Genomic DNA, 19243 nt, shown 5'->3' on the forward strand with positions numbered 1-19243 from the left:
GATGTGTCTGCAGACACATGCTGCCCGAGATCGCCGATGAAGATCGCTGGGAAGGCGATCCGCGCGCATCGCATCCGTGAATGTAGGTCCAGAGGAGAGGGGGAATGGACGAAAGCATCAAGCCCGACAACGACATAGCGCACCCCGTGCGACGCGGTCCGAAGATGAGAAGGGCCGGGCGCCGATGGAAAGGCCTCGGTGTCGCGCTGACGGCCATGGCGTTTTTCTTCATGTCAGCGCTGCCCGCATGGGCGGCCGAGACCATGAGGGTGACCTTTGTGCGGCACGGCCAGTCCGCGGGCAACACGTCCGGGAACATCGACACCTCGACACCGGGGCCGTCGCTCACCCCGCTCGGGCGTGAGCAGGCCCAGGCGGTGGCCGACAAGCTGGGGGACAACAACTACGACGCCATCTACGCGTCGCAGATGATCCGTACCCAGCAGACCGCGGAACCGATGTCGGCCTACCTGGGGCTACCGATCCAGGTGCTGCCCGGTCTGCAGGAGATCGAGGCGGGCGACTACGAGGGCACACCAGAGAGCGGTGCCCTCGGCGGCTACCTGCAAGCCCCGATCGCCTGGGCGTTCGCGGGGCAGCTCGGCGCGCGGATCCCGGGTTCGATCGACGGCAATGAGTTCGATGCACGCGTCGACGGCGCACTGAAGACGATGTACGACAAGGGCGACCGCAACGTCGTCGTGTTCTCGCACGGCGGCACGATCATGTTCTGGACCATGATGAACGCCCAGAACCTCACCCTGGCGGAGAAGGGCATGCTGCTGAGCCAGCACGCGCTGGGCAACACCGATTACGTTGTCATCGAGGGAAACCCCGAGGACGGCTGGACACTGGTGGACTGGAACGGCCAGCGGTTCAGTCCCGAGCCGACCTTCGAGCATGAGGTCGGGCTGCAGATGCGGACACTGACCCGCCAGCTGGACGCCGCCATGAAGCAGGTCACGGACTCTTTCGCCACCGGTGACGTGATCAAGGTTGCCACCGCGATCAACCACAGTGTGGCCGATGCCGCCTTCTCGGTGACCAAGTTCAACCGGGCGATCAATGCCGAGGTCATCAAGCGGGTCGAGAAGGCCATCGGTTCGGCGGGCAAGCCGGAAACCGATCCGGTGTCGGAGCTCACGGACCAGGTGTCCGAGACGGTCAAGAGCATTGTCCCGAAATCGAATTCGGTCACGGACATGCTGAAGCCACTCGATGCTCCGGTCGCCGATCCCAAGGAGACGCCGCGTTCGGCCGGGCTCGAGAGCAAGAAGGTGACCCCCGCGGGACGGGCCAACGGTGCAACCGATTTGACCGGCGGCAACCTGGTCAAGCCCGGCAAGGCCTTCACCGATGCCAAGCGCGCCGGTGAGCAGGTTCGTACCGCGGTTTCGGGTGCCACCGATCAGCTCAGGTCCACCGTGAAGTCCTCGGTCGGCAGCATCACGGACGCCGCCGAGAAGGTGTCCGAGAGTGTCGGCGCGCCAAGCGCTTCGCGCCAGGCCGCCGGTTCTGACAAGTCCTCCGCCGATTCGGACAGCTGATGAACCGCAAGTAAGACACCGGCAGTAAGAAATCGGCCCCCTCCGTCTGACGGAGGGGGCCGATCTCGTTGTCTTGTCGGTGACGCGACGGGACCTAGTCCAGGTAGTCGCGCAGCACCTGGGAGCGGCTGGGGTGGCGCAGCTTGCTCATGGTCTTGGACTCGATCTGGCGGATGCGCTCACGCGTGACGCCGTAGACCTGTCCGATCTCGTCGAGCGTACGGGGCTGGCCGTCGGTGAGGCCGAACCGCAGCCGGACCACGCCGGCCTCGCGCTCGGACAGCGTCTCCAGCACGGACTGCAGCTGATCCTGCAGCAGCGTGAAGGACACCGCGTCGACGGCCACCACGGCCTCGGAGTCCTCGATGAAGTCACCGAGCTGGCTGTCGCCCTCGTCGCCGATGGTCTGATCCAGCGAGATGGGCTCACGCGCGTACTGCTGGATCTCCAGCACCTTCTCCGGCGTGATGTCCATTTCCTTGGCCAGCTCTTCGGGCGTGGGTTCGCGGCCCAGGTCCTGCAGCAGCTCACGCTGGATACGGCCCAGCTTGTTGATCACCTCGACCATGTGCACCGGAATACGGATGGTGCGGGCCTGGTCGGCCATGGCGCGCGTGATGGCCTGACGGATCCACCAGGTGGCGTACGTCGAGAACTTGTAGCCCTTGGTGTAGTCGAACTTCTCGACCGCGCGGATCAGACCCAGGTTGCCTTCCTGGATGAGATCCAGGAACGCCATGCCGCGGCCCGTGTAGCGCTTGGCCAGCGACACCACCAGACGCAGGTTGGCTTCCAGCAGATGGTTTTTCGCGCGGTCGCCGTCACGGCAGATCCACTGGAAGTCGCGTCGCACCTGAGTGGTGAGCTTCTCGCCCTTCTCGGCGAACTCGGCCATCTTCTGGGTGGCGAACAGCCCGGCCTCGATGCGCTTGGCGAGCTCGACCTCTTCCTCGGCGTTGAGGAGCGCGACCTTGCCGATCTGCTTGAGGTAGGCGCGGACCGAGTCGGCCGAGGCTGTCAGCTCGGCGTCTTTACGTGCCTGCCGCAGTGCCTCGGACTCTTCCTCGTCCCAGACGAAGTCGCCGGAGGCCTTGTCCTTCTCGGACGGCTCGGGATGGGCCTCGTCGGCCTTGGCCGCCTTGCCCGCAGCCGGTGCGGGCGTCTTGGCGTCCTTGCCTTCCTCGTCCTCGTCCTCGTCGTCGCTGGACTCCTCGACGTCATCGTCGGTGCCGAGATCCTCGTCGAGCTCGAGGTCGGTGTCCTCGACGTCGAGCTCCTCGCCCGGACCCGTCTCCAGGTCGTCGGTGGTCTCGCCATCGTCGTTGACGTCCTCGGGCTTGCCCGCCGCGGCCTTCGTGGCCTTCTTGGCGGGCGCCTTCTTGGCGGGGGCGCGCTTGGTGGCGGTGCCGCCCTCGGCCTTGGCCGCGGTGGTCTTGGCTGCCCGCTTGGCCGGGGCCTTCTTGGCGGGAGTCTTGGTGGCGGTGCGCTTCACCGGCTCTTCGGTCGCCGGGCTTGCTTTTGTCGCTGCCACGTACACCCTTTCGGTCTCACGGAATTCTCGGTGGATATGGGCATACTCCACCGAAAGCGTCTGCTATCGAATGTTGGCGTTCTTATCGGCTGGGATATTCACCGCTATTCGGTAGGCGGCCGCCGAGGACCATTGTAACGACAGTGTGGGAGTTCACCGTGCCGAGCGGCAAATTTTGGCACCTGACCATCCCGACGCGGCAAAGTTACCCGGCGGTAGCCGGCGTGCCGGCCGGCCCTGGATCCTGACTGGCCATGGCCGCCCCCACGATGCCGGCGGTGTTGAGCAACGTCGCGGGCACGATCGGGGTGCGGATCTTCAGCAGCGGTAGCCACTTGTCCGCTTTGCGGCTGATGCCGCCGCCGGCGATGAACAGGTCCGGCCAGATCGCGTTCTCGATCGTCACGAGAACCTTGTTCACCTCTTCGCTCCAGCGCGCGTAACTCCACTCCTTGCGCTCCTTGACGGACGACGCGGCGCGGTGCTCGGCTTCCTTGCCGTCGACCTCCAGGTGACCAAACTCGGTGTTGGGTAACAACACACCGTTGTGGATGACTGCCGAGCCGATGCCGGTACCGAAGGTCAGGAGCACCACGACACCGGAGTTGTCCTTGCCCGCCCCGTAGCGTTCCTCGGCCAGGCCGGCGGCGTCGGCGTCGTTGAGTACGCGCACCGGCAGCCCTCCGAGCGCGGTGCTGATCACCTCGGAGGCGTTCACGCCGATCCAACCCTTGTCGACATTGGCCGCGGTGCGCACGATGCCTTCGGTGACCACGCCCGGGTAGGTGACGCCCACCCTGCCGGTCCAGCCGAACTCGGCCACCACCGCAGCCACCGTCTTCGCCACGGATTCCGGGGTGGAGGGCTGCGGCGTGTCGAGCTTGAACCGCTCGCCGACGAGTTGTCCGGAGTCGAGGTCGACGATGCCGCCCTTGATCCCGCTGCCGCCGACATCGACACCGAATCCGCGGCGTTGGGACGCTGCGGTGGGAACCGGATCTGCCGCGGGCGCGTCGGGTGCGGTCATGGGTGCTCCTTTGTGGGACAGGCGTGAGGAGGCTGCCGGACAGGGTGAGGGACAAGCCAAGGCGCGCCCCCACCCTAGTAGTTCGCCAACGCCCGCGCGGGCGGTCCGCCATCCCCCTGGAAGCGACTTTTCGGTCAGAAGGTGTTGCGATAGAGCCGTGACCGACAACAGTTTCGATGCTCCCGCCCTGAGGGTGGTGGCCGAGCAACTCGCCACCGAAGCCGCAGAGTTCGTCGCGCGCCGGCGCGCCGAGGTGTTCGGCACCGTCGCGAACTCCGACGGTGCCCGGGTACGTGACGATGTGCCGACTGTCAGATCTAAGAGCACCCCGACCGACCCGGTCACGATCGTCGACACCGAGACCGAACGGTGGCTGCGCGAGCGGCTGGCGGTGTTGCGGCCGTCAGAAGCGATCCTGGGGGAGGAGGAGGGCGGTCAGCAGGAGGGCCGTGACGGACTGAGTTGGGTGATCGACCCGATCGACGGCACGGTGAATTTCGTCTATGGGATCCCGGCCTATGCGGTGTCGGTGGCCGCGCAGTACGACGGCCGGTCGGTGGCGGGAGCCGTGGCGAATGTGCCCGCCGGCGAGGTGTACTCGGCCGCCCTCGGACACGGCGCCGAGGTGGTGCGGGCCGGGGTGCGCACCCCGCTGCGATGCAGTGCCGTCGGGGAATTGTCGATGGCGCTGTTGGGTACCGGGTTCGCCTACGATCCCGCCCGGCGGGCGGAGCAGGCCGGTGTGCTGGCCCGGGTCCTGCCCTCCGTGCGCGACGTACGCCGCATCGGCTCCTGTGCGCTGGACCTGTGCATGGTCGCCGCAGGCAGGTTGGACGCCTACTACGAAGAGGGTGTCCAGGTCTGGGACTGGGCCGCGGCGGCGCTGATCGCGGCCGAGGCCGGGGCGACGGTGTGGTTGCCGACCACTCCCGACGCCGAGTACGCGGCGGCGTCGGCGCCGGGCATCGCCGACGATCTGCGTGACGCGCTAGCAGGCGCCGGTATGGATCTTTGACAGAAGCGCGGAATCTGATGGCGCGGTGGCGTCGGGTCGCAGGCTGGCCAGCACGGCCTTGATGTCGTCGTTGCTGGCGAGTTCGCTGAATTCCGTGCCCAGCGACAGATCGACTGTGGCGTCGGGTCTTTCGTCCTGGAACAGTTCGGTGCACGGAGCCACCAGCCATACCGCTGCGGCGGCGGCGCGGCCGGACGGGCCGAACCGGATCTGGCCCTGGCATTCCAGCCGCGTGTTGGCGTAGATCGGGTCATTTGCCGCCTCGGGTTGGGCAAAGCCCAGATCGCGCAACGCGCCGGCCACCTCGCCGGCCTGGCCGCCCTGGCCGCTGGCGTTGAGCACCCGGATTCGGGTCTCGGCCAGTGGTGCCGGCGTGACGTCCGTCATGGCCGAGAAGGCCACCTGTTCGCCGAGCTTGGGGGCTGCCGGATCGGTGGCGGGCGGCGGGTTGTTGCACACCGTGGCCTCGTGCACATCCGCGGGTTGGTTGAGCGCGATGATCCACACGATCATCGTCACCACTGCGAGTGCGACGAACAACACAATGCCGGGAACGAAACTGCGCCGACGGAACGGTCGACCGTGACGGTCGAAGGCGGTGCCATCGGTGATTTGCGCGACCACACCTGCACTCTAAGGGCAACCGTGTTCGCTGACGCACCAGAGCTCAGACGGTACTGTGATGTAAATCACACTGAAACGTGTGGCAATACGGGCACGAATCATTTGGGGAATGCGTTCGACGCTGGTACAAAGCTCTGCTGCAAGGTAAGGGAGGGGACACAGGCGATGGCTACCGACTACGACGCTCCACGGCGTTCCGAAGCAGACGAGGTTTCTGAGGATTCGCTCGAGGAGCTCAAGGCACGGCGCAACGAGGCGCAATCCGCCGTGGTGGATGTTGACGAATCAGAATCTGCCGAATCGTTCGAGCTGCCGGGCGCAGACCTGTCCGGCGAAGAATTGTCGGTACGGGTGGTCCCGAAGCAGGCCGACGAGTTCACGTGTTCCAGCTGTTTTCTGGTGCATCACCGGAGCCGGCTGGCAAGCGAGAAGAACGGCGTGATGATCTGCACGGACTGCGCCGCCTGATCGGCGGCTCAGCCGCCGGAGTTTGATTCGCGGCTCAGCCGCTGGAGTTTGATTCGCGGCTCAGCCGCGGAGCGCAGCGAGGACGCGATCCGGGTGCCTGGAACTGATCAACCAGTACGGGGTGGGGTCATCCGGATCGTCGAGCACCACCAGGACCATCGGGCCCACCCAGGCCCGGTGCACGACGTAGGCAGCGGGATCGAGCTGGCGGCCCAGCGCGGCCGACTTCGCTGACCGCGGCACCTCCGCGGTGCGGGAGATGACGCTCGTCGGCAGGTGTGCGTCACCGATCCACAATTCGGTGTCGCCCCCGCCGTCGCGCACCACCTTCAATTCGGTCTTGCTGAACCACATCAGCACGGCCGCCGCCACGCCGAAGAGCAGCACGTACGGCAACCATGCCGGAATGGCCGGGGCGGCCAGGCCGATCTCGAATGCGATCACCCCTGCCAGCACCGCAGCGGGCATTGACCACCACCACGGCACCCACAAACGTTCGCGGTAGTGAACGCTTTGGGCGGTTGCGCGCGTGTCTGACACGCGGCTCAGAGTAATCTGTGACGTCGTGTCCACCTCTCTGGCGGTCGTCCGATTGGACCGCGAACTACCGGTGCCCAGCCGGGCCCACGATGGTGACGCGGGCGTAGACCTCTACAGCGCGCGCGATGTCGAGCTGGCCCCCGGGCAGCGGGAGCTCGTGCCCACCGGCGTCGCGGTGGCCATCCCGCACGGAATGGTGGGTCTGATCCACCCGCGCTCGGGTCTGGCTGCACGCGTGGGTCTTTCGATCGTCAACAGCCCGGGCACCGTCGACGCCGGCTATCGCGGCGAGATCAAGGTTTCGCTGATCAACCTCGATCCCGACACGCCGATCGTGATCAACCGCGGTGACCGGATTGCCCAGCTGTTGGTTCAGCGGGTAGAACTGCCCGAGTTGGTCGAGGTGACCTCGTTTGACGAGGCGGGCCTGGCTGACACCTCCCGTGGCGACGGCGGCCACGGTTCCTCCGGCGGACATGCGAGTTTGTGATGGCATTCGGAAAACGCAAGAACGATGCAGCTGATGACAAGGCTGACCAGAACGATGACGAGCGTGTCGAGCAGCCGGCTGCGGCAGACACGGCTGACGAGGACCGGGGCGAGGACTGGGCTGACGACCAGGGCCCGTTCGACGTCGAGGACTTCGACGACCCCGCCGTCGCGGTGCAGGGTCGGCTCGACCTCGGCTCGGTGCTGATACCCATGCCCGACGGCGGCCAGGTGCAGGTTGAGCTCAACGAGGCCGGGGCGCCGAGTGCGGTATGGGTGGTGACCCCCAACGGGCGTTTCACCATCGCCGCCTACGCCGCGCCCAAGAGCGCAGGCCTGTGGCGTGAGGTGGCCGGTGAGCTCGCCGAGTCGCTGCGCAAGGACGCCAGCTCGGTGGCCATCCAGGACGGCCCGTGGGGCCGCGAGGTGGTCGGTGCGGGTAATGGCGGCGTGGTGCGCTTCATCGGCGTCGACGGCTACCGCTGGATGGTGCGCTGTGTGGTCAACGGCGCCCCGGAAACCATCGACGCGCTGGCCGACGAGGCGCGGGCGTCACTGGCCGACACGGTGATTCGTCGCGGGGAAACGCCGCTGCCGGTGCGCACGCCGCTGCAGGTGGAGCTGCCCGAGCCGATGGCGGCCCAACTTCGCGCCGCAGCGCAACAGGCCGCGGTGCAGCAAGCTGCCCAGCAGCTCTCCGCTGCGACACAGGCCCTGCCGCAGGACCAGCCGCAGGACCAGCCGCAGGGCGAGCCGCCGGCCGAGCCGGTGGCACGGCGCAGTGTGCAGGGCTCGGCGATGCAGCAGCTGCGCACCATCACCGGGGGCTAGTAGGGCCCCGTACGTCAGCTCGCGACGGTGTCGCTGGCGGCCTCCTGCAGCGCCGCCACACACGCGGCCCCCAAGACGCCGGTGTCGAGCCCCATCTGTTCGAGCGTGACCGAGCGCAGCGCTGCCTGCGGGGCGGCAGTCACCCATTCGTAGCCGACCTCGGCCGGATGCACGGGATCGTCGGTTGCCACCGCGACGCCCATCGGTATCCGAAGTTGTTCGAGTTCGGCGCTGCCGGGTGCGCGGTAACCGGCCGCCTCCTCCATCGCGTCCGGCAGGGTGGGCCACTGGCCGACCCAGGAGCGGGCCAGTTCGTCGGCCAGCCACGGCGGGCTGGAGGCCCGCATCTGCGCCACTGTGGCCGCCAGTCCGTCCCGGCGCAGCAGATCCGCGGACTGCCGGGCCAACAGCGCGGCGGGGGCATGTTGGGAGCTGCCCGTCCAGGGCGGCAGGGCGGCCAACACTGCCACGGCCCGGCCGGGATGGTCCAACGCCCACCGCACTGCCACGACGGCGCCGATGGACACTCCGCCGACCGCGATGGGGCCCGACCGGGCGGCGTCGTCCAGTGCCTGCAGATAGCCCTCGACAAGCCGGTCTGGAGTCGGTGGCGGGGCCACCACCAGTGCGCCGGCATCATGCAAAGCATCCGAAAACGCCCGGTAGACGTAGTTGTCGTCGGACCCGGTGCCGGGCAGGAGAACGGTTGGGACACCGTGCAGAATGACGCTCATCACACGATCGTGCCTGCCCCGTCAAATCGTCGGCGTGCCGACCCACACCCCACGTGGCATTCCCCGTACAAGAGGTCTACCGTGGCCTTGGTTGGGCAGATTCACAGTGGATCTGCAGAAGGTCAGGAGAGGCCATGGCTACGGCCGAAGGGTATCTGCGCCGGCTTACGCGACGCCTGACGGAAGACCCCGAACAGCTTGATGTCGAAGAGCTCAGCGATGAGGCCGCCAATACCGGCGCGCTGAAGGCTATCGACGCCCAGCGCGGCCAGGAAGTGACGATGGTCGGCACCCTGCGCAGCGTGGAATGCAACGGCAAGGGGTGTTCCGGCGGAATCAAAGCCGAGTTGTTCGACGGTACCGACACGGTGTTGCTGGTGTGGCTGGGTCAGCGCCGCATTCCGGGCATCGAATCCGGTTGCACCCTGAGGGTGCACGGCCGGGTGGGCAAATTGGAGAACGGCGCCAAGGCGATTTACAACCCCCGCTACGAAATTCAGAAGTGAGCCAGGCCGAAGACAACACAGGCGACGCACCTCAACCTCCCGAGAGTGATCCGGCGGTGCCCCCTGCCCATGGCGGCGGACGTGCAGTGCTGGACCAGATGGGCGGCATCAGCGGCCTGATCTATTCGTCGTTGCCGGTGGTGGTGTTCGTCCCGGTGTCAACGACGTTCGGGCTGATGCCGGCGATTGCCGCGGCGCTCGGTGTGGCGACGCTGATCCTGCTCTGGCGGTTGATCCGCCGCGAATCCGTGCAGCCCGCAGTGTCGGGATTCTTCGCCGTCGGCGTCAGCGCGCTCATCGCCTACGTGGTGGGGGAGTCGAAAGGCTTTTTCCTGCTTGGCATCTGGAGCTCGCTGGTGTACGCCGTGCTGTTCGGGGTGTCGGTGGTCATCCGTCGCCCGGTGGTCGGCTACATCTGGGGCTGGGTGAATTCACACGACCGGGCCTGGCGCGATGTCCGCAAGGCGGTGCGGGCGTTCGACATCGCCACGCTCACCTGGGTTGCGGTGTTCGCGTCGCGGTTCCTGGTGCAGCAGTACCTGTACGACTCCGACCAGACCGGTTGGCTGGGCTTCGCGCGCATCGCGATGGGCTGGCCGCTGACCGCCGTAGCCGCGTTGGTGACCTATCTGGCCATCCGGGCCGCGCAGCGCGCCGTACACGCCCAGGACGCGGTTCAGAGCGCCGACGCCTCCGACTGAGCCGGAGCGTCGCCCTACCGCGGCACCGGACGCAGCAGCAGCTCGCGCAGTTCGTCCTCGGACTCGGTGATGGCGACGAACAGCAACTCGTCTCCACCCTCAAGAGGGTCATCGGATTCGGGCACGATCACCCGCGCTCCGCGCAGGATGGTCACCAGTGCAGTGTCACGGGGCAGCTCGAGCCGCTTGACGGGCTTGCCGCCCCACGGGGTGTCGTCGGGCAGCGTGATCTCGACCAGGTTGGCCTGCCCCTTGCGGAACTCCATCAGGCGCACCAGATCGCCGACCGCGACAGCCTCCTCGACGAGCGAGGCGAGCATGCGCGGCGTCGACACCGCCACGTCCACACCCCAGTTCTCGTCGAACAGCCACTCGTTGCGGGGATCGTTGACGCGGGCCACCACGCGTGGAACCGCGAACTCGGTCTTGGCCAGCAGGCTGACCACGACGTTGACCTTGTCGTCACCGGTCGCCGCGATCACCACGTCGAATTCCTCGAGCTTGACCGACTCCATCACGGTCAACTCACAGGCATCGCCCAGCAGCCAGTGCGCGGCCGGGATGGCGTCGACGTCGATGTGGGTGGGATTGCGCTCCAGCAGCGTCACGTCATGGTTGTTCTCAAGCAACTCGCGGGCGATGGAGCGGCCCACGGCCCCGGCCCCGGCGATGGCAACTTTCATCAGTGAGACTCCAAGTCCTCGCTCGGTGGCAGTGCCGCGATGGCCAGCGCCTCGGCGATGTGTCCGGATACCGCGGCCATGTACACCTGATCGCCGGCCTGGATCACGGTCTTCGGTTCGGGCAGGTAGCCGTTGCCGAACCGGATCATGAAGGCCACCCGGCCACCCGTGGCGGCCTCCAGGTCGGTGGCCAGGTGCCCGGCCCAATCCTGGTGCAGCGGAAGTTCGGCCACGCCCACGTTGCCTGACGGGTCCCGCCACTTGGTGGTCTCGGTCTCCCTGGTCAGCACGTTGAGCAGACGGTCGGTGGTCCACGGCACCGTGGCCACGGTGGGGATGCCCAGCCGCTCGTAGACCGCGGCACGCTTGGCGTCGTAGATACGCGCCACCACGCGCTCGACGCCGAACGTCTCGCGGGCCACCCGGGCCGAGATGATGTTGGAGTTGTCACCCGAGGACACCGCGGCGAACGCACCGGCCTCCTCGATGCCGGCGCGCAGCAGCACGTCGCGGTCGAAGCCCATGCCGAGCACACGTTCACCGGCGAACTCCGGTGAGAGCCGGTGGAACGCGGTGCTGTCGCGGTCGATGACCGCCACCTCGTGGCCGATGCGGGCCAGGCTGTCTGCGAGAGACGCGCCCACCCGGCCGCACCCCATGACGACTACACGCACCCGACGGTCCTTTCCGGTGGCAGAGGAGCGCAGTTGCGCCTATCCGTTGCACTCGAACGCTACAGCTTTGTGACGACTTTTCGCGTTCGGGCTTAGTCTTGGCTCTCGTGTCCAAGCTTTCGACGGCGACGCGCCGTCTGGTCCTCGGGCGACCGTTCCGCAGCGACAAGCTCTCGCACACCCTGTTGCCCAAACGGATCGCCCTGCCGGTGTTCGCCTCCGACGCGTTGTCGTCGGTCGCCTACGCGCCGGAAGAGGTCTTCCTGGTGCTCTCGGTGGCGGGGCTGACGGCCTACTCGCTCACTCCCTGGATCGGCCTGGCGGTGGCGGGCGTCATGCTGATCGTGATCGCCAGTTACCGGCAGAACGTGCATGCCTATCCGTCCGGCGGCGGTGACTACGAGGTCGTCACCACGAACCTCGGGCCCACCGCGGGGCTGACGGTGGCCAGTGCGCTGATGGTGGATTACGTGCTGACCGTTGCGGTGTCGATGTCCTCGGCGATGTCGAACATCGGCTCGGCGGTGCCGTTCATCGGCCAGCACAAGGTGATCTTCGCGGTGGTGGCGATCCTGTTGCTGGCCTCGATGAACCTGCGCGGGCTGCGGGAGTCGGGCACGGCGTTCGCCATTCCCACCTACGCGTTCATGATCGGCATGTACATCATGCTGGGCTGGGGTCTGTTCCAGATCTACGTTCTGGGCCATCCACTGCGGGCGGAGTCCGCCGGCTTCGAGATGCATCCCGAACACGGCGAGGTGCTCGGTTTCGCGCTGGTGTTCCTGGTGGCCCGGGCGTTTTCCTCGGGCTCGGCAGCGCTGACCGGTGTCGAAGCGATCAGCAACGGCGTACCGGCGTTCCGGAAGCCCAAGTCGCGTAACGCGGCAACCACCCTTCTGCTGCTCGGGGTGATCTCGGTGAGCCTGCTGATGGGCATCATCCTGCTGGCCAAGGCCACCGGGGTGAAGATGGCCGAACGCCCGCATGAGCAGTTGATCGGTGCGCCTCCGGATTACGACCAGAAGACGCTGATCGCCCAGCTCGCCGATGCGGTGTTCCACAACTTCCCGGTGGGCCTGTTCCTGATCGCGGGGGTGACCGCGCTGATCCTGATGCTCGCCGCCAATACCGCGTTCAACGGATTCCCGGTGCTCGGATCGATCCTGGCCCAGGACCGTTTCCTGCCGCGGCAGCTGCACACCCGGGGTGACCGGCTGGCGTTCTCCAACGGCATCCTGTTCCTGGCCTTCGCCGCGATCGCGTTCGTGGTGGCCTTCCGCGCCGAGGTGACCGCGCTGATCCAGCTCTACATCGTCGGCGTGTTCGTGTCGTTCACGCTCAGTCAGATCGGCATGGTCCGGCACTGGACCCGGTTGTTGCGCACCGAAACCGATCCGGCCCAACGCCGGCACATGATGCGCTCGCGCGTCATCAACGCGATCGGTCTGACCGCCACCGGCACGGTGCTGGTGGTCGTGGTGGTGACCAAGTTCCTCGCCGGTGCGTGGATCGCGATCCTGGCGATGGGCGCCCTTTTCGTGATCATGAAGCTGATCCACAAGCACTACGACACTGTGGCCCGCGAGCTCGAGAAGGAAGACGAGGACGAGGGCGACATCGTCCTGCCGAGCCGCAACCACGCGGTGGTCCTGGTCTCGAAGCTGCATCTGCCGACCAAGCGGGCGCTGGCCTATGCGCGGGCCACCCGGCCGGACGTACTGGAGGCGATCACGGTCAGCGTCGACGACGCCGAGACCCGCGCTCTGGTGCACCAGTGGGAGGACAGCGACATCAGCGTGCCGTTGAAGGTGATCGCTTCGCCCTACCGCGAAATCACCCGGCCGGTACTGGATTACGTCAAACGGGTGACCAAGGAATCGCCGCGCACTGTGGTGACGGTGTTCATCCCCGAATACGTGGTGGGGCACTGGTGGGAACAGGTGCTGCACAATCAGAGCGCGTTGCGGCTCAAGGGCCGGCTGTTGTTCATGCCCAACGTGATGGTGACTTCGGTTCCGTGGCAATTGAATTCGTCGGAACGGTTGAAGGCGCTGCAGCCGCGCGTCACCCCGGGTGATGCACGCAGAGGATTCCTGGAATGACCGAACTCACGCTGACCACGGGCCCGGCGGCCAACGGCGGCAGTTGCGTGGCCCGCCACGACGGCCGCGTGGTGTTCGTCCGCTACGCCCTGCCCGGCGAGACGGTGCGGGTCAAGGTGCTCGACGAACGCGGATCATATTGGCACGCAGAGGTTGTCGAGGTGATCGATCCTTCACCGGATCGGGTCGCTTCACTGTGCCGTATCGCCGGCGTCGACGGTGCCGGGTGCTGCGATCTGGCATTCGCCGAGCCGGGTGCGGCGCGGCGGCTCAAGGGCTCGGTGGTGGCCAACCAGTTGGCCAGGCTGGGCGGATACACCTGGCGCGATGAGCAGCGCGACGAGCCGCCCGTGGCCGAACCGGTCGGTGCCGGTGAGGTAACCGGCTGGCGGACCCGGGTGCGGCTGGACACCACTGCCGACGGCCGGGCCGGATTCCACCGCTACCACAGCGCCGAGTTGGTCACCGATCTCGACTGCGGACAACTGCCTGCCGAGCTGACCGATGGACTGGCCGAGATGCGCTGGACCCCGGGCGCGCATGTGCATGCGGTGCTGGATTCCGACGGCCGCAGACACGTCGTGCAATCAGGTCCCAAGGCGACCGGCCGTAAAGGCAGCCGCGCGGGCGGTCCCAAAAATGCCACGCGCGTCATCGAGGGTGATTACGAAGCGGTGCAGCGCATCGGCGGGCGGCAGTGGATGCTGCCGGTGACGGCGTTCTGGCAGGCCCACCGCGACGCGGGCGCCCTCTACAGCGGGCTGGTGGCCGATTGGTCAGGGCTGCAGCCAGGCCAGACGGCGTGGGATCTGTACGGCGGGGCCGGGGTGTTCGCCGCGGCGCTGGCCGAACAGGTCGGGCCGGACGGACGGGTGCTGACCGTCGACACGTCCCGGGGAGCATCACGTGCGGCACGCAGCGCGCTGGCCGACCTGCCCTGGGTCTCGGTGGTCACCGATTCGGTTCGTCGGGCTCTGGCCGCGCAGTCGGGACGTCCCGACGTCGTGGTGCTCGATCCGCCGCGCACCGGCGCCGGCCGCGAGGTGATCGACGCACTGGCGGCCACCGAGGTGCCGAGAGTCATCCACATCGGTTGTGAGGCGGCCTCGTTCGCGCGTGACGTGGGGCTGTATCTGCGGCACGGTTACGCCGTGGAGGAGTTGCGGGTGTTCGATTCCTTCCCGCTCACCCACCATGTGGAGTGCATCGCGGTGCTGACGCGCTGAGCCGACGGACGCGCCCGGCTCACTCCTGACCGTCGGGGCCCATCGTCGGGGTGGGGAAGTGCGCGTAGGTCGCGCGGTTGCCGCCCTGGTCCTTCGACTGGTTCATCGCGGTGTCGGCCAGTGCCACGAGGGCGTCGACGATCTGCTGGGTCGGCAGCTCGGTCAGCGGGCGCAGTTGGCTGCACGCCGTGCCGATGCTGGCGGTCAGCCGCATGGGCGTGGTGGTGATCGCCATGCGGATCCGGTTGACCAGCGGTGAGGGATCGTTGGTCTTGAACACGTCGGCGATCAGGAATTCGCTGTCGGACACATGGGCCAGCGGGACCTTGTGGCGCACGGTCTCGCGGATCGCCTGGGCGACGGCGACGCGGGCGTGCAACGTGCTGTGGCTGCCGTCCATGTCGCTGAGCAGCGCCATGTCATCGATCCCGACCGCCACGACCACCAGGTATTGATCGTCGTGGCGGCTGTGGGAGCCCAGCATCGTGGCGGTGTGCATGTCGAATCCCTCGCGGTTGAGCAGACCGGTCAGCGGGTCGATCTCGCCCGGGTGCTGGACGCCGTCGGGTTCGATCAACTCGACGGCCATCCGGCACAACGCCGAGGTGCTGAGGATCACCAGCACTGCCACCAGCGTGCCCACCACACCCAGCCAGACGTCCGTCAGCGCCACCCGCACGCCCAGGAAGGCCACTATCACGCCGGAGGCCGCCCAGGTCAGGTGCAGCACCCGGCGGCTGTGCAGGAATGCCGTGTAGGCGGTGATCAGGCTCAACGAACTGGAACCCATGAGGCCGACGACCGGGTCCACCAGCAGGATGCAGGTTGCACCGATACAGGCCGTGCCGATGGACACGACGGTCCACGACTGGGTGCGGCTGGGCCATTGCCGCCGCCACCACCACTGCGCCAGGGTCAGCCCGCCGATGGCCACGGCCACCGCCACGTACTGGAGGCCGCCGTGCGGACCCTTCGGGCTGACCAGCAACAGCAGAGGGACCAGACTCAACCCGATGATGGTGACCCCGATAAGGCGCTGCATCCGGGCGCGCTTGCCCTGCGCAGCAAGCAGGGCGGTACGCGCGTAATAGTGATCGAATGGACTCAACCCGCACCCCGGAGTAATCGACTTCGTCTACACCTTACGTAATCATGATGGTCGGCGTTTTGCCGCCCGTTTGAGGCGCTGCCACGGACTTCGTCAATATTTGCTCACGTACCGCACCTGTTAGCGTGAACCGCAGGTGTGCCGGGAAGTCTGGTCGGCGTTCGATGCATGCTGACCCCAGGAGCCCAATGAGCAACCGCCGTGAACACAGCAGCCGACGTCTGCTGGCGCGCGGGTCATGGCCGGAGTGGCAGCGGGTCTCGGAGCTGCTGCGCACCGAGACAGTCGGCGGCGCGTTGCTGATGGCCGCCGCGGGCGCGGCGCTGGTGTGGGCCAATTCTCCGTGGTCGAGCGGCTATCACCGACTCTCGGAGTTCGTCGTCGGCCCGCAGTCCCTGCACCTCGATCTGAGTCTGTCGGCCTGGGCGGCCGACGGTCTGCTGGCGATCTTCTTCTTCGTCGTGGGCGTGGAACTCAAACGCGAGTTCGTCGCGGGGGATCTGAGGGACCCGGCCCGTGCCGCACTGCCTATCGCGGCGGCAGTCGGCGGCATGGTGGTGCCCGCGGCGATCTTCGTCGGCATCAACCTGTTCTCGGGCCATCCGGAGAACATCGACGGGTGGGCCGTGCCGATCGCCACCGACATCGCCTTCGCGCTCGCTGTGCTGGCCGTGGTGTCCACGCACCTGCCCACGGCGCTGCGGATCTTCCTGTTGACGCTGGCGGTGGTCGACGATCTGCTGGCCATCACCGTCATCGCGGTCTTCTTCACCGATCACGTGTCGCTCGGACCGTTGGCCGGGGCGCTGATCCCGATCGCGGTATATGCGTTCGCGGTGCAGCGGGGTGCACGTCAGTGGTGGATCCTGATGCCACCGGCCATTCTGGCCTGGGCGCTCGTGCATGCCAGTGGCGTGCACGCCACGGTGGCCGGTGTGGTGCTCGGTTTCACTGTTCCGGTGCTGGGCCGCCACGCGTCGGCCGAGCACTTCGAACACCTCGTACGGCCGCTCTCGGCGGGATTCGCCGTGCCGGTGTTCGCGTTCTTCGCGTCGGGCGTGACAGTCGGCGGGTGGTCGGGCTTCACCGAGGCGCTGTCGCATCCGGTGACCATCGGCGTGATCGCCGGCCTGGTGCTCGGCAAGCCCATCGGCGTGCTGGGGACCACGTATCTGTTGGCCCGTTTCACCCACGCGAGCCTCGACGAGGACCTTGCCTGGCGCGACGTGCTCGGCGTCGCATTGCTGGCCGGGATCGGGTTCACGGTGTCGCTGCTCATCGGCGAGCTGGCGTTCGGGCATGGCAGCGTTGCCGACGATGACGTCAAGATCGCGGTGGTCACCGGATCGGTGGTGGCCGGCCTGCTCGCGTCGGTGGTTCTGGTGTCGCGCAACGCCGCATATCGCCGCATTCACCAGTTGGAGACCGTCGATGCCGACCACGACGGTGTGCCCGATGTCTATCAGCCTCGGCAGGACTGACCTCGGGATGCGTGCGTACACTGGCTGGATGCTTGAACAGGTCCGCGGTCCCGCTGATCTGCAGCACCTGTCACAGTCCGAGCTGACTGATTTGGCACAGGAAATCCGTCAGTTCCTGATCCACAAGGTCGCTGCAACCGGTGGACATCTTGGCCCCAATCTGGGTGTCGTCGAACTCACCTTGGCGCTGCATCGCGTGTTCGATTCGCCGCACGATCCGATCATCTTCGACACCGGCCATCAGGCCTACGTCCACAAGATGCTGACCGGGCGCGCACAGGATTTCGACACCCTGCGGTGCAAAGACGGCCTGTCGGGGTACCCGTCGCGCAGCGAGAGCGAGCACGACTGGGTGGAGTCCAGCCACGCCAGCACGGCGCTGTCCTATGCCGACGGTCTGGCGAAAGCCTTCGAGTTGACTGGGCACCGCAATCGCCACGTGGTGGCGGTCGTCGGTGACGGCGCCTTGACCGGCGGCATGTGCTGGGAGGCGCTGAACAACATCGCCACGGGTGGTCGGCCGGTGGTCATCGTCGTCAACGACAACGGCCGCAGCTACGCGCCCACCATCGGCGGCTTCGCCGACCACCTCGCCGGTCTGCGGCTGCAGCCGGCCTACGAGCGGATCCTGGAAGAGGGCCGCAAGGCCGTCCGCGGGCTGCCCGTCGTGGGCGAGTTCTGCTACCAGTGCATGCACAGCATCAAGGCCGGCATCAAGGACGCGGTCGCCCCGCAGGTCATGTTCACCGATCTGGGCATCAAGTACGTCGGCCCGATCGACGGTCACGACGAGCACGCGGTGGAGACCGCGCTGCGCAACGCCCGTGGCTTCAACGCTCCGGTGATCGTGCACGTGGTGACCCGCAAGGGCATGGGCTACGCACATGCCGAGAACGACGAGGCCGATCAGATGCACGCCTGCGGCGTCATCGACCCGGAGACGGGACTGCCGACGAAGGCTTCGGCCCCCGGTTGGACGTCGGTGTTCTCCGACGAGCTGGTCAAGATCGGCACCAAACGCCGCGATGTCGTGGCGATCACCGCGGCCATGCCGGGGCCGACGGGTCTGAGCGCGTTCCGGGATCGGTTCCCGGACAGGTTCTTCGACGTGGGCATCGCCGAGCAGCACGCCATGACCTCGGCCGCCGGCCTGGCCATGGGCGGCCTGCATCCGGTCGTGGCCCTCTACTCCACGTTCCTCAACCGGGCGTTCGACCAGCTGATGATGGATGTGGCGCTGCACAAGCTGCCGGTCACGATGGTGCTGGACCGGGCCGGTGTCACCGGGCCCGACGGGGCCAGCCACAACGGGGTCTGGGACCTGTCGGTCCTCGGCATCATCCCGGGTATCCGGGTCGCCGCCCCCCGCGACGGTGCCAGCCTGCGGGAAGAGCTCGGCGAGGCGCTGGCGGTCAATGACGGCCCGACGGCTCTCCGGTTCCCCAAAGGTGATGTGGGCGACGATATTCCGGCGCTCCAGCGGCGCGGTGGGGTCGACGTGCTCGCCGTCCCGGCGCAGGGTCTGACCGAGGACGTGCTGCTGGTCGCAGTGGGCTCGTTCGCGTCGATGGCGCTTGCGGTCGCCGAGCGGCTGCGCAACCAGGGCATCGGTGTCACGGTGGTGGATCCGCGCTGGGTGCTACCGGTTCCGGAAGCCGTCGGTGAGCTGGCCCGCCGTCACAAACTGGTGGTCACGGTCGAGGACAACGGCGTACACGGCGGTATCGGCTCTTCGGTGTCGGCGGCACTGCGCCACGCCGAGATCGACGTGCCGTGCCGGGATCTCGGTGTCCCGCAGGTGTTCCAGGAGCACGCCTCGCGTGGCGAGGTGCTCGCCGCGGTCGGTCTGACCGACCAGCACATCGCCCGCCAGATCACCGGGTGGATCGCCGCGATCGGTGCACCGGTGGGCGATCGGGAAGTCAGCCACCAGGTCGATTAGCTCCTAGGCTGCAG

Annotated in this window: 19 protein-coding genes; 11 read left to right on the plus strand and 8 right to left on the minus strand. The window is 67.2% G+C overall.

Translation table 11 applies throughout. The features are described 5' to 3' along the window. Positions 1 to 104: 104 nt before the first annotated feature. Positions 105 to 1547, plus strand: coding sequence for a histidine phosphatase family protein (locus AB0I14_RS06325; protein ID WP_358017552.1), 1443 nt, complete (start codon positions 105 to 107; stop codon positions 1545 to 1547). A 94-nt stretch (positions 1548 to 1641) separates the two neighbouring features. Here AB0I14_RS06325 and AB0I14_RS06330 read toward each other — a convergent pair whose 3' ends face one another. Both AB0I14_RS06330 and ppgK read right to left on the minus strand, forming a co-directional pair. Further along, positions 1642 to 3078 carry an RNA polymerase sigma factor gene (locus AB0I14_RS06330; protein ID WP_358017555.1) on the minus strand — a complete coding sequence of 479 codons (1437 nt, stop codon included), beginning with the start codon at positions 3076 to 3078 and terminating at the stop codon, positions 1642 to 1644. A gap of 205 nt (positions 3079 to 3283) precedes the next feature. Continuing rightward, on the minus strand, positions 3284 to 4105 hold the full coding sequence (gene ppgK, locus AB0I14_RS06335; RefSeq protein ID WP_358017558.1) for a polyphosphate--glucose phosphotransferase: 822 nt from the start codon (positions 4103 to 4105) through the stop codon (positions 3284 to 3286). A 157-nt stretch (positions 4106 to 4262) separates the two neighbouring features. Here ppgK and AB0I14_RS06340 point away from each other — a divergent pair, with 157 nt between their 5' ends. Next, a complete protein-coding gene (locus AB0I14_RS06340) occupies positions 4263 to 5120 on the plus strand; it encodes an inositol monophosphatase family protein (protein WP_358017561.1) in 858 nt (285 codons plus the stop codon). On the opposite strand, the gene cei is transcribed toward AB0I14_RS06340, so the two are convergent. Continuing rightward, complete coding sequence (gene cei / locus AB0I14_RS06345; RefSeq protein WP_358017564.1) at positions 5094 to 5744, minus strand: envelope integrity protein Cei; 651 nt, start codon at positions 5742 to 5744, stop codon at positions 5094 to 5096. The two genes, AB0I14_RS06340 and cei, sit on opposite strands and share 27 nt — an antisense overlap. Before the next feature lie 165 nt (positions 5745 to 5909). Between cei and AB0I14_RS06350 the strand changes: the two genes are divergently transcribed. Continuing rightward, on the plus strand, positions 5910 to 6212 hold the full coding sequence (locus AB0I14_RS06350; protein WP_019344626.1) for a DUF4193 domain-containing protein: 303 nt from the start codon (positions 5910 to 5912) through the stop codon (positions 6210 to 6212). 60 nt (positions 6213 to 6272) lie between these two features. Here AB0I14_RS06350 and AB0I14_RS06355 read toward each other — a convergent pair whose 3' ends face one another. Then, on the minus strand, positions 6273 to 6752 hold the full coding sequence (locus AB0I14_RS06355) for a DUF3093 domain-containing protein (protein ID WP_358017567.1): 480 nt from the start codon (positions 6750 to 6752) through the stop codon (positions 6273 to 6275). A 25-nt stretch (positions 6753 to 6777) separates the two neighbouring features. Between AB0I14_RS06355 and dut the strand changes: the two genes are divergently transcribed. Both dut and AB0I14_RS06365 read left to right on the plus strand, forming a co-directional pair. Continuing rightward, positions 6778 to 7242 carry a dUTP diphosphatase gene (gene dut / locus AB0I14_RS06360; RefSeq protein ID WP_358017570.1) on the plus strand — a complete coding sequence of 155 codons (465 nt, stop codon included), beginning with the start codon at positions 6778 to 6780 and terminating at the stop codon, positions 7240 to 7242. After that, a complete protein-coding gene (locus tag AB0I14_RS06365; RefSeq protein ID WP_358017573.1) occupies positions 7242 to 8072 on the plus strand; it encodes a DUF3710 domain-containing protein in 831 nt (276 codons plus the stop codon). Before dut ends, AB0I14_RS06365 begins: the two co-directional genes overlap by 1 nt. Before the next feature lie 14 nt (positions 8073 to 8086). Here the strand turns inward: AB0I14_RS06365 and AB0I14_RS06370 are convergent, their stop codons facing one another. Continuing rightward, entirely contained in the window at positions 8087 to 8806 is a 720-nt protein-coding gene (locus tag AB0I14_RS06370) for an alpha/beta hydrolase (protein ID WP_358017576.1), read from the minus strand. A gap of 134 nt (positions 8807 to 8940) precedes the next feature. Between AB0I14_RS06370 and AB0I14_RS06375 the strand changes: the two genes are divergently transcribed. Further along, positions 8941 to 9312: an OB-fold nucleic acid binding domain-containing protein gene (locus AB0I14_RS06375; protein WP_036444904.1), complete on the plus strand. Its 372-nt coding sequence runs from the start codon at positions 8941 to 8943 to the stop codon at positions 9310 to 9312. Positions 9313 to 9368: 56 nt separating this feature from the next. Then, positions 9369 to 10013, plus strand: coding sequence for a DUF3159 domain-containing protein (locus tag AB0I14_RS06380; RefSeq protein WP_358018993.1), 645 nt, complete (start codon positions 9369 to 9371; stop codon positions 10011 to 10013). 14 nt (positions 10014 to 10027) lie between these two features. Here AB0I14_RS06380 and AB0I14_RS06385 read toward each other — a convergent pair whose 3' ends face one another. After that, positions 10028 to 10696 carry a TrkA family potassium uptake protein gene (locus tag AB0I14_RS06385; RefSeq protein ID WP_358017579.1) on the minus strand — a complete coding sequence of 223 codons (669 nt, stop codon included), beginning with the start codon at positions 10694 to 10696 and terminating at the stop codon, positions 10028 to 10030. Then, a complete protein-coding gene (locus AB0I14_RS06390; protein WP_358017582.1) occupies positions 10696 to 11370 on the minus strand; it encodes a TrkA family potassium uptake protein in 675 nt (224 codons plus the stop codon). Before AB0I14_RS06390 ends, AB0I14_RS06385 begins: the two co-directional genes overlap by 1 nt. A 107-nt stretch (positions 11371 to 11477) precedes the next feature. Here AB0I14_RS06390 and AB0I14_RS06395 point away from each other — a divergent pair, with 107 nt between their 5' ends. Then, entirely contained in the window at positions 11478 to 13472 is a 1995-nt protein-coding gene (locus tag AB0I14_RS06395) for an APC family permease (protein ID WP_358017585.1), read from the plus strand. After that, positions 13469 to 14698 carry a class I SAM-dependent RNA methyltransferase gene (locus AB0I14_RS06400; protein WP_358017588.1) on the plus strand — a complete coding sequence of 410 codons (1230 nt, stop codon included), beginning with the start codon at positions 13469 to 13471 and terminating at the stop codon, positions 14696 to 14698. Before AB0I14_RS06395 ends, AB0I14_RS06400 begins: the two co-directional genes overlap by 4 nt. Before the next feature lie 19 nt (positions 14699 to 14717). On the opposite strand, the gene AB0I14_RS06405 is transcribed toward AB0I14_RS06400, so the two are convergent. Beyond that, positions 14718 to 15806, minus strand: a complete 1089-nt coding sequence (locus tag AB0I14_RS06405) for a GGDEF domain-containing protein (RefSeq protein WP_358017591.1) — start codon at positions 15804 to 15806, stop codon at positions 14718 to 14720. A gap of 188 nt (positions 15807 to 15994) precedes the next feature. On the opposite strand from AB0I14_RS06405, the gene nhaA reads away from it, so the two are divergent. Beyond that, the gene (gene nhaA / locus AB0I14_RS06410; protein WP_358017594.1) at positions 15995 to 17287 is read left to right on the plus strand and encodes a Na+/H+ antiporter NhaA; all 1293 of its coding nucleotides are present in this window, start codon (positions 15995 to 15997) and stop codon (positions 17285 to 17287) included. Between the two features lie 28 nt (positions 17288 to 17315). Beyond that, the gene (gene dxs, locus AB0I14_RS06415; RefSeq protein ID WP_358017597.1) at positions 17316 to 19229 is read left to right on the plus strand and encodes a 1-deoxy-D-xylulose-5-phosphate synthase; all 1914 of its coding nucleotides are present in this window, start codon (positions 17316 to 17318) and stop codon (positions 19227 to 19229) included. Positions 19230 to 19243: the final 14 nt, after the last annotated feature.

This window comes from Mycobacterium sp. NPDC050441, assembly GCF_040655355.1.
Classification (GTDB): domain Bacteria; phylum Actinomycetota; class Actinomycetes; order Mycobacteriales; family Mycobacteriaceae; genus Mycobacterium.